Annotated in this window: 8 protein-coding genes; 5 read left to right on the forward strand and 3 right to left on the reverse strand. The window is 37.6% G+C overall.

Annotation, left to right across the window (positions count from 1 at the left end; translation table 11 throughout):
* Positions 1-103: 103 nt before the first annotated feature.
* On the reverse strand, positions 104-2,227 hold the full coding sequence (locus tag VB776_RS15835) for an outer membrane protein assembly factor BamB family protein (protein ID WP_323697735.1): 2,124 nt from the start codon (positions 2,225-2,227) through the stop codon (positions 104-106).
* 268 nt (positions 2,228-2,495) lie between these two features.
* On the opposite strand from VB776_RS15835, the gene VB776_RS15840 reads away from it, so the two are divergent.
* Entirely contained in the window at positions 2,496-3,827 is a 1,332-nt protein-coding gene (locus VB776_RS15840; RefSeq protein WP_323697736.1) for a sigma-54-dependent transcriptional regulator, read from the forward strand.
* 490 nt (positions 3,828-4,317) lie between these two features.
* Here the strand turns inward: VB776_RS15840 and VB776_RS15845 are convergent, their stop codons facing one another.
* Together VB776_RS15845 and VB776_RS15850 are read right to left on the reverse strand one after the other, a co-directional pair.
* Positions 4,318-5,055: an SDR family NAD(P)-dependent oxidoreductase gene (locus VB776_RS15845; RefSeq protein WP_323697737.1), complete on the reverse strand. Its 738-nt coding sequence runs from the start codon at positions 5,053-5,055 to the stop codon at positions 4,318-4,320.
* A gap of 76 nt (positions 5,056-5,131) precedes the next feature.
* Positions 5,132-5,701: a Crp/Fnr family transcriptional regulator gene (locus VB776_RS15850; protein ID WP_323697738.1), complete on the reverse strand. Its 570-nt coding sequence runs from the start codon at positions 5,699-5,701 to the stop codon at positions 5,132-5,134.
* A gap of 712 nt (positions 5,702-6,413) precedes the next feature.
* On the opposite strand from VB776_RS15850, the gene kdpF reads away from it, so the two are divergent.
* The 4 genes from kdpF to VB776_RS15865 all read left to right on the forward strand — a co-directional run bounded on the left by kdpF (position 6,414) and on the right by VB776_RS15865 (position 11,072).
* On the forward strand, positions 6,414-6,491 hold the full coding sequence (gene kdpF / locus VB776_RS24590) for a K(+)-transporting ATPase subunit F (protein WP_407652867.1): 78 nt from the start codon (positions 6,414-6,416) through the stop codon (positions 6,489-6,491).
* Positions 6,492-6,494: 3 nt separating this feature from the next.
* Complete coding sequence (kdpA, locus tag VB776_RS15855; protein WP_323697739.1) at positions 6,495-8,204, forward strand: potassium-transporting ATPase subunit KdpA; 1,710 nt, start codon at positions 6,495-6,497, stop codon at positions 8,202-8,204.
* A 122-nt stretch (positions 8,205-8,326) separates the two neighbouring features.
* Positions 8,327-10,372, forward strand: a complete 2,046-nt coding sequence (kdpB, locus tag VB776_RS15860) for a potassium-transporting ATPase subunit KdpB (RefSeq protein ID WP_323697741.1) — start codon at positions 8,327-8,329, stop codon at positions 10,370-10,372.
* Between the two features lie 130 nt (positions 10,373-10,502).
* A complete protein-coding gene (locus VB776_RS15865) occupies positions 10,503-11,072 on the forward strand; it encodes a K(+)-transporting ATPase subunit C (RefSeq protein WP_323697742.1) in 570 nt (189 codons plus the stop codon).
* Positions 11,073-11,186 lie beyond the last annotated feature (114 nt).

Raw genomic sequence — 11,186 nt, forward strand, 5'->3', positions numbered from 1 at the left:
ATATTTCTATCAAGGTCAAAAAGTGATTACTTTTCTGACCTCATAATAGAAATACCGTTTGGCTTTGTAATTGTAGAAAATAAATATTTTATAAGTGATTGATTTACAATGAAAAAGCGATGTAACTATCTCCTTTTTTTGTACCTAATTTTGTACCACCACAAGCGATAACAATGTATTGTTTACCATTCAATAAATAAGTACTTGGTGTGGCAAAACCTGCTGCTGGTAACTTTGTTTCCCAAAGAATATCGCCAGTTTTCTTGTCAAAAATTCTGAACATTCCATCTTTGGTAGCAGCAATAAAAAGTAAATCACTTGCTGTAACTACTGGCCCACCATAATTTTCTGAACCCGTTGTTGGTATTCCTTTGGCTTTTAGTTCTGGATATTCACCGAATGGTTTTTGCCAAAGATGTTTTCCACTGTTTAAGTCGATGGCAGTAAGTGTTCCCCAAGGCGGACGAATGCCGGGATAACCTTTTGAGTCAATAAATTTATGATAACCATTAAATTGATAAGGAGTAAGAGGTGTTTTTCCTTTAGTACTTTCAGTACTTGCTTCTACTTTTTCATCTCCAAATAAAAAAGCTACTAATGCTTGACGGTCGATATTTGATAAATGTCCAAAACCGGGCATCATTCCTTTGCCCGAAGCAACAACTTTTGAAACATATTCACGGTCTTTTCTTGCTGAAATATTCACTAAAGATGGATAGCCACTGCTAGTATTTCCCTTGAGGTCTTTTCCATGACAAACCATACAAGTACTTGTATAAAGTTTTTGTCCTTTACTTAAATGAGCTAATTCATCTGCTTTTGGCGTTGGTTTTAAGCTAAATAACCAAGCCATTTCGTTGGCATTTACATACATAATTCCATCAGGGTCAACGGCTGCACCGCCCCATTCTGCACCCCCATCTGCACCCGGATATACCAAGGTTTCTTTTAAACCTAATGGCTGAAATACTCCTTTTTGAGTCGTTTTGATGGTTTTCAGTAAATCCTCTTTTTCGTCAGAATATGGATTTACGTCTGCTTCCGTAATGGTTTGTCGAGCAAAAGGAGCGGGCAAACTTGGAATTGGCTGAGTTGCCCAAGTACTTTCTTCTGGAATACTTGATTTTGGAAAAGGTGTTTCTTTGATGGGAAATAAAGGTTTCCCCGTTACTCTGTCAAACACAAAAACGTGTCCTGTTTTGGTTACTTGTGCTACTGCATCAATGTTTTTACCATTTCGTTTTATCGTCACCAAGTTTGGTGGGGCAGGCAAATCTTTATCCCAAATATCATGATGAACAAACTGAAAATGCCAAAGTCTTTTGCCTGTTTTTGCATCAAGAGCAATTAAACAATTGGCAAAAAGGTTTTGTCCTTTACGATTTCCTCCATAAAAATCAGAAGCTGCTGAACCCGTGGGTACAAAAAGAATTCCTCTTTTACGGTCAACCGCCATGCCCGACCAATTATTTGCACCGCCAATTTCAGTATTTTTATAAGTATTCTTTGGCCAAGTATTATAGCCAAATTCGTTTGGATGTGGAATGGTATGAAAAACCCAAGAGAGTTTGCCTGTACGAACATTAAACGCCTGAACGTTTCCCAAAGCGGCATCTGCTCCTTCAGAAAGACGCAAAGGCATGATAATATTATCTTCATACAAAGTCCCTGGCGTATTTGAAATCACGAATTTATTGACAGCAGTAAGCCCTAAACCTTCTTTCAAACTTACTTTGCCATTGTCGCCAAAGGAGCTGATTTTCTCTCCTGTTTTGGCATCAACAGCATATAAAAAAGAACCTAATGCAAAGATGATTCTTGGAACATCCTTGTCATTTTTATCTTTACTTTCCCAATAAGTAACGCCACGATTGGTGTTTAAAGAACCACTTCCTGCATTAGCGAATGTCCATAATTCTTTGCCTGTGGCAGCATCTAAGGCAAAAAGTTTATTGTTAGCCGTTACTGCATAAAGTATTCCATTAACGATAATTGGATTGCACTGAACTTGTCCAGAATCCAATGTATGGTATTCCCAAGCAACTTTTAATTGATTGACGTTCGTCTTGTTGATTTGCGTTAGGCTAGAATAATGATTCCGCTCTGGACCGCCTAAGTACTCTGTCCAACCAGTATTTTCGTTGGAAGTTTTATCCTGCTCAGGTAAATAAGCAGCAGTTAATAGGGCAGTTGTTAAAAGTGCGAAAGACAAGTATATTTTTTTCATATAATTTTCATTTTTGTTGTACTCAGTAGTTTGTTTATAAGTCAAAAGCAAACACGTATCATTAAACAAGCTACTGGTTTCTTGTCAAATTTACATATTTCATTACTTTATTAATAATTGATACATTGAATTGCAGTCTTAAAACCAGATAAAGCATGGTATGAAAAATTAGCCAAACGAAGTTGAAGAGTAGATATGCAATATTTCCTGAAACATCTACTAATTTAGCCGAAGATAAAGCCAGTATGGCAGTAGAAATTAAGCTAAGATGAAAGGAACAGTACTGATTATTGATGATGAAAAGCAATTAAGAGGATTACTCAAGCGAATTATTGAGTTGGAAGATTATACAGTTTGGGAAGTGGGCGACTTAAAATCTGCGTGGAAAATCCTTGAAAATCAAGCCATTCAAGTAGTACTTTCTGATGTAAAATTGCCCGACGGCAATGGTGTGGACTTTACCCAAAAATTCAAAGAGAAGTATCCAAGCCTTGAAATTATTGTTATGACGGCTTATGGAACGATTCAAGACGGCATCAAAGCCATGAAAAATGGTGCTTTTGATTACTTGGTAAAAGGTGATGATAACGAAAAAATATTGCCGATGTTAAGTTTGGCATTGGAAAAAGTACAGAACCAGTCGCCAATTATTCAGCCTAAAAGCCAAGGTTTTGAAAAGGTTTTGGGGAAATCTAAACAGATTAAAGAAGTAATCAGTTTAGCCCAAAAAGTAGCAAAAACCGACACGACCGTTCTACTAACAGGCGAAACAGGAACAGGAAAAGAAGTATTTGCCAACGCCATTCACCAAGAAAGTAAAAGAGCTTTAAAAAACTTTGTGGCGGTAAACTGTGCTACTTTTTCAAGAGAAATTCTGGAATCAGAACTGTTCGGACATAAAGCTGGGGCTTTTACGGGAGCGACCAAAGATAAAAAAGGCTTGTTTGAAGAAGCTGACGGCGGAACGATTTTCTTGGATGAAATCGGAGAAATGTCGCTGGATTTGCAAGCCAAATTACTAAGAGTATTAGAAACGGGAACGTTTATCAAAGTTGGCGATACAAAATTGATAAAAGTAGATGTACGAATTATTTCGGCAACAAATCGTGATTTAAGCAAAGAAGCCAACGAAGGACATTTTCGCTCGGATTTGTTTTATAGACTGTCAGTTTTTCAGATTGCACTGCCTCCATTGCGTGAACGTAAAACAGATATTGAAGTGCTTGCTCGTTTTTTTGCCAAAGATTTTGCTAAAAAATTCAGTATTTCGATAGCTGATTTACAAGAAGATTTTCTTGCAAAATTGACTAATTACGAATGGCAAGGGAACATCCGTGAACTTAGAAATGTGATAGAAAGAACCATTATTCTCAACGAAAACGGATATTTAACCGTAGAAAGCTTACCGATTAACATTCAGTTTCCTGCTGAAAATCTATCTTCTAATCTCCTAAATTCTTTCGATTTACATACCATCGAAAAGCAACACATCCAAAAAGTACTTCAACATACCAAAGGCAACAAAACCGAAACCGCCCGACTCTTGAATATTGGTTTAACAACGCTTTATCGTAAGATTGAAGAATACGGAATTTCGTAGGACGAGTTTCCAACTCGTCACCACAAAACTATCTCAAAACTCATGCCATGAATAACAAAATTTAATATTTTATTGCTTTTTCAAGCTCTTAGTACTTCGGTGGAAAATTTTGAGAAGAACTTGCAATAGAATTGATGAGCCGAATATTTTTTAAACTCAAGTATTCTTTATTGGGGTTTTTGTAAACTGTATCCAAGCTCACAAAAAGTGAGTTACAATACGGTTTATGGGAGCTAAGGTTCTGAAATTGTGGCTTACAAATAAAAACTAATAGACTGCCAAGCATTTTCGCAATGATTAAATTGCAGTACACTCTGGCATTTTTTAATACTATGCCAAACAAGGGTAATTGTACTTGGAACTTGTGGCTTAGTCCTTTTTGCAATTGTGATAATGCAATTTATGACCAAACAAATCAGAAAGTATTTGACAGCTAGAAAGTGAGTTTTTTCATTAGGGTTAAGTCCAGCCCTAATGAAAAAATTATGTTTTACCAAGGGCTTATTCCCGTCTCATCCTCAATATCATTGCTGAAAAACTGCCCTGTCGGAGCATTCTCGTCCGTTAGCGTATGTTTAATGATAAAGGTCGCCGCACTTTCTATTGTTCCTGAGCCACTATGGTGATTAAAATCGGTCGCCGTATAACCTGGGTCAATCGCATTTACTTTGAATGGTAAATCCTTTAGTTCATAAGCTAATACCACAGTATAAGCGTTTAACGCAGTTTTTGACGTTCCATAACTTGCCGATTTAAATGGGTAATATTTCCAATTTGGGTCGCTATGCAATGTCAATGACCCCAGCCCCGAAGTAATATTACTGATGCGTGGACTTTCAGATTTTTTGAGCAATGCTAGAAAGATTTGTGTGACTCTGATAACTCCAAAGAAATTGGTGTCAAATACTTTTTGAATATCATCAATAGAAGTATCTGAAGCATTTTGAGGAAAATCTCCGCTTATTCCTGCATTATTGATTAAAATATCTAATTTACCTTGTTCGTTTTCAATACTATTTTTGGCAGACAAAATCGAATCAAGATTAGTAACATCAATTGCAATCGCTTTGATGTTTTGAAATCCATCTTCATTTAATGCTGTTACGATGGCTTCTCCTTTTGCAAGGTCACGAGTGCCTAAATAAACGAACAATCCTTTTTGAGAAAGTTGTTTTGCTGTTTCTAAACCAATACTTCTGTTGGCTCCTGTAATTAATACTGATTTCATTTTTCTTGTTTTTAAATTGATGATGCAAGTTGCCTAGTTTAAAAATGAAATCATTTACCATTTGGCAAAAAGCGTTTTAGCGAATGTTTTTTCTAATTCTGCTCAATGAAGATTGTGTAATGCCTAAATAAGAAGCGATGTAAGAAAGCGGAATACGGTTAACCACAGTAGGATATATTTCTATAAACTTCAAGTAGCGAGTTGTAGCATCTTCTGAAACCAAAGGGCTTCTTCTTTCTACTTTTTGCATTAATGCTTTTGCAATAATTTTATGTACAATGGCATCCCAACCCACAATGGTATTGAGCAGTTCTTGCCAATTTTTTTTTGAAAAAACAATAAGTCTGCAATCAGTAATGGCTTGTACATAAGCCGTTGAAGGAATTTCATTGTCAAAACTCTCAAAATCCACTACAAGGTTGTTTTCTTCAATGAAATATTTGGTAATTTCTTCGCCTTTGTTGTTGTAATAACAAACACGAGTAATACCCTCTAAAATAAAGCCGACTTGACGAGAAGTTTTACCTGCTTCTGAAAAATATTCATCTTTATGAATCACTATTTCCTTTGCTTTCTCAGCAATGAAGTCAATTTGTTGTGGGTTTAAATTCCCAAATCGTAATATGTATGATATTAGTTCTTTCATTTTAGCAAGTTAGTCAAAGTTATCTTTTCGGGATTTGCCATTTGGCAAAAAATGCGTTGAGTCTTGTAAATAGTCAGGAGGTGACAATATGCTCATCATTACAGACATTTAATACAGCAAAACCGAGCTTTAACTCACAATTTCTGTATTGCATCTCCAATTCTGTGAGCTACTACTCAGTTTTTCTGAGTAGTAGCTCAGAAAAACTGTATTAGCAGACACAAATTCAGCCTTGTAAATCAACATTTCTGTATAGTGACTCGCTTTTTCTGTATTGGTACTCGGAAAATGTGAGTTGTGATGCAGTTTTGGTGAGTTAGGCTCTGAAATTGTGGAATAATGCAATACTTTCAATAAGGTCGGGTTTAAACCCGACTCTATTGAAAAAACAAACAAAATCCCAAATCCGAAAACACAAATCAGAAATCCTACCTCCTTTCCATTCTGATAAAAACCCTTCCAAAATGGAAGGGTTTTTTATTGCTCCAAAATATACTTAAATCTCTATTGTGTTGATTTCCAATAAGTAATATTCTTTTCTTTTTTCTTGGCTTATATTTTGGCATAAGGTCATCGAACAAATAATTAAAACGATGATAACAATCCTTCTTTTACTCGCTGGGCTTTTGTGCTTTGCTTTCTTTTTTAAAGCCATTGATTTTTTTGAAAACATTTAACCTTCAACGAATCGAATGATTCTTTTATCACCATGATGACAGCCCTCTTTGCTCTATCCATTGCCGTGTTTGGCTACTTGTGTTATGTTTTGTTAAAACCTGAAAAATTCTAAAAAATGAATACTGAAATCTTAGGAGTAATCCTCACGTTTATCCTCACCGTCGTTTGTGCTATTCCGTTGGGGAAATATATCGCCAAAGTTTTTGGTGGAGAAGCTACTTTTCTGGATGCCGTTTTCAATCCTATCGAAAAACTTTTCTTCCGCATTTCGGGTATCAATCCTAAACAGGAAATGACTTGGAAGCAACATCTTGCAGCGCTGCTTACCATCAATTTACTCTGGTTTTTCTGGGCAATGTTTATTTTAATGAACCAAGGTTGGTTGCCGTGGAATCCTGACGGAAACCCTTCGATGTCGGCAGATTTGGCTTTTAATACTGCGATTTCCTTTTTGTCTAATACCAATTTGCAACATTACTCTGGCGAAAGCGGAATGTCGTACTTAGGACAAATTGCCTGTTTGACTTTATTCCAATTTATCTCCGCAGGAGCAGGAATGGCGGTTTGTGCGATGGTTTTTAATGCCATGAAAGAACGCACCACCGACAAATTAGGCAACTTTTATAATTACTTCTTGAAATCTTGTACTCGTATTTTGTTACCGCTTGCCTTAGTGGTTGCTTTAATTACTTTGTTCAACGGAACGCCTATGAACGTAGAAGGAAAAGCTTCTTTTGTGTCTATGCAAGGCGATACTGTACAGGTTTCTCGTGGACCCGCCGCTGCCATGATTGGCATTAAACAAATCGGGACAAATGGCGGTGGTTACTTTGGCGTAAACTCTGCTCACCCGCTCGAAAACCCCAATTACTTAACCAATATCGTAGAAGTAGGTAGCATTATCTTGATTCCGATAGCGATGGTTTTTGCTTTGGGCTATTATCTGAAACGTAAAAAATTATCTTACACCATTTTTGGCGTAATGACTTTAGGTTTCCTTTTGTTCTTGATACCTTCTATTTATTTAGAAATGAATGGCAATACCGCCATTGAGCGAATGGGAATTACCCAACAGCTTGGTAGCATGGAAGGCAAAGAAGTACGTTTGGGTCCTGCCGCTTCTGCCTACTGGGGTATATCCACTACGGTTACTTCCAACGGTTCTGTAAACGCCATGCACGATAGCTTTACGCCACTGACGGGAATGTTTACGCTCTTGGGTATGATGATTAATGCACTTTATGGTGGGGTCGGCGTTGGCTTCTTGAATTTCTATGTTTTTATCATCATCGCCGTATTTATTTCAGGTTTGATGGTAGGGCGTACTCCTGAGTTTTTGGGTAAAAAAATCGAAGCAAGAGAAATGAAAATCGCTACGATTATCGCTCTATTGCATCCGCTGATGATTTTGGGGGCTACGGCTTTATCGTCTTTCATTTTTGTAAAAAATCCTGAAATTGGCTGGTTGAATAATCCTTCTTTTCACGGATTTTCAGAAATGTTGTATGAATATACTTCTTCGGCAGCCAACAACGGTTCGGGCTTTGAAGGCTTGGGTGACAATACGCTTTGGTGGAATATTAGTTGCGGTATCGTGATGGTATTAAGTAGATTTTTACCTATCATCGGCCCCGTAGCCATAGCTGGAATTTTAGCTAATAAAAAGTACATTCCCGAAAGTGCAGGTACTTTAAAAACCGACACAGGTACTTTTGGTTTGATGGTCTTTGCCGTAATTTTTATCGTAGCAGCCCTATCATTCTTCCCAGCATTGACATTAGGGCCGATAGCGGAATATTTTTCAGCTTTTAGCTATAAGCAATAGGCTGTAAGCTTTAGGCAAGTTTAGTCGAATTTCGACTGATTATAAACAGAATTCATAATTTTTCAAATAAGAACGCTTCAAGCTTACGGCTTATAGCCTAAAGCTTACAGCAACTTAAATACATGAAAACCCAACCAACTTCGCTTTTCCAAGCGGATTTAGTGAAAGAAGCCTTTGCTGCTTCATTTGTAAAACTAAATCCAAAAATAATGTTCCGAAACCCAGTGATGTTCACGGTTGAATTAGGAACGCTTGTGATGTTATTCGTTACGATTTATAGCATCAATCATACCGACCAAGGTTCATTTGCTTATAATCTAACGGTTTTTGTCATCTTATTTCTAACCCTTTTGTTTGCCAATTTTGCCGAAGCTATCGCTGAAGCCAGAGGCAAAGCTCAAGCAGATTCTTTGCGTAAAACTCGTGAAGAAACGCCTGCAAAAGTCATCAAACAAGTAGGTGAAATGTATTTGAACGAAATTCAAATCGTAAATTCCGCCCAACTCAGAAAAGGAGATGTGTTTGTCTGCGAAGCAGGCGACACAATCCCAACTGATGGTGAAATTATTGAAGGTTTGGCAACGATTGACGAATCTGCGATTACGGGAGAATCTGCCCCAGTAATTCGTGAGTCGGGTGGCGATAAATCTTCGGTAACGGGTGGTACAAAAGTACTTTCTGATAAGATTAAAGTAATTGTTACAACTGAACCGGGCGAGAGCTTTTTGGATAAAATGATTGCTTTGGTAGAAGGTGCTTCTCGCCAAAAAACACCGAATGAAATTGCTCTTACGATACTCTTGGCAGGTTTTACCTTAATTTTTATCATCGTTTGCGTAGCCCTAAAACCTTTTGCAGATTACGCCAATACGCCGATTACGATTGCCGCTTTTATCTCACTTTTTGTCTGTTTGATTCCTACTACAATTGGCGGTTTATTATCTGCGATTGGGATTGCTGGGATGGACAGAGCTTTGCGTGCCAACGTAATTACTAAATCAGGAAAAGCAGTAGAAACAGCAGGCGACATTGACGTATTGTTGTTGGATAAAACGGGAACAATTACAATTGGAAACCGAAAAGCGACCAATTTTTACGCTGCGAATGGCACTGACAACAAGACTTTTATGAATGCCGTAGTGCTTAGTTCTTTAGCAGATGACACGCCCGAAGGAAAGTCTATCATCGAGTTGGCGGGTAGTCATGGCTTAAAAATTCCGACTTTGCAAAATGATGTTGAACTGATAAAATTCACGGCAGAAACTCGTTCGTCGGGCGTGAATTTAGCGAATGGTATTCGTATTCGTAAAGGTGCTTTTGATTCGATGAAAAATCTTGCTGAAAATGCAGGCAATACTTTCCCAACTGAAATTGCTGACAAAGTAAAATTTATTGCCAGTAATGGCGGTACGCCTTTGGTGGTAACTCAAAATGAAACAGTATTGGGCGTTATCGAATTGCAAGATATTATCAAAGTGGGCATTCAAGAACGTTTTGAACGTTTGAGAAAAATGGGCATTAAAACGGTAATGGTAACAGGTGATAATCCTCTGACAGCCAAATATATTGCCGAAAAAGCAGGCGTAGATGATTTTATCGCTGAGGCAAAACCCGAAGATAAAATGAATTACATCAAAGCCGAACAAGCCAGTGGAAAATTGGTAGCGATGATGGGCGACGGTACAAACGATGCCCCAGCTTTGGCTCAGTCGGATGTAGGTGTAGCCATGAACTCTGGAACGGTGGCTGCCAAAGAAGCGGGGAATATGGTGGATTTGGACAATGACCCAACGAAATTGATTGAGATTGTGGAAATCGGAAAACAATTATTGATGACTCGTGGCACGCTCACTACTTTTTCTATCGCCAACGACGTGGCTAAGTACTTTGCCATTGTGCCAGCTTTGTTTATTGCCAGTATTCCAAGTTTACAAGGCTTGAATATTATGCACTTGCATTCGCCCGAAAGTGCTATTTTGTCTGCTGTGATTTTCAATGCTTTAATTATTCCAGCATTGATTCCTCTGGCTTTGCGTGGTGTTGATTACAAACCTATTGGAGCGAGTGCTTTGTTAAGAAGAAATTTATTGATTTACGGACTCGGCGGTGTAATTATTCCTTTTATCGGTATCAAAGTACTTGATTTGGCGGTGGGAATGTTTTTTTAAATCGGTTATCGGTAAGTCCTTGCGAGATGAAATAGTTCCCCCAATTCGAAAGTATTAATTTTTTTAAAAGTAAAATACGGTTAACCATTAACAGATAACAATTAACGGTTAACCGATAACAGACAAAAAGATGAAAACTCAATTTTTTCCAGCACTTAAACTCACTTTGTTGTGTTTGTTGCTATTTGCTTTTGTGTATCCTTTAATCGTGTTGGGTTTCGCTCAACTTGCTCCCGATAAAGGAAAAGTTACTTTTGTGGAACACAAAGGTAAAGTGGTTGGAGCAGCTAATGTTGGTCAGAAATTCGACCAAGACCAGTATTTTAATGGTCGTCCTTCGGCGGTGAATTATAATGCTGCGGGTTCTGGAGGTTCAAATAAAGGAACTACCAACCCTGATTATTTGGCTCAAGTACAAGCTCGTATTGATACTTTTTTGGTACATAATCCAACAGTACCCAAAGCCGAAATTCCTTCTGAATTAGTAACTGCTTCTGGCAGTGGACTCGATCCACACATTTCGTCAAAAGCTGCTTTGGTACAAGTTGACAGAATTGCTACAATCAGACATTTACCGAAAGAAAAATTAATTGCTTTAGTGAATGCCCAAACCGAAAAACCACTTTTAGGCTTGTTCGGAACAGAAAAAGTAAATGTGTTGAAATTGAATATTGCTTTAGAAGCTTTGAATAATTGGTAGTGTAAAACAAGTAATGTTCTCTATCATTTTAGATTAACTTTGGTATAACTTTGTGTAAAAAGAGTTATTTACTCAAACTTGTATTATTCTATGTTATCGTGTCCTAGTTGTAAA

The sequence above is a fragment of the Arcicella gelida genome, from assembly GCF_034931025.1.
Lineage (GTDB): Bacteria > Bacteroidota > Bacteroidia > Cytophagales > Spirosomataceae > Arcicella > Arcicella gelida.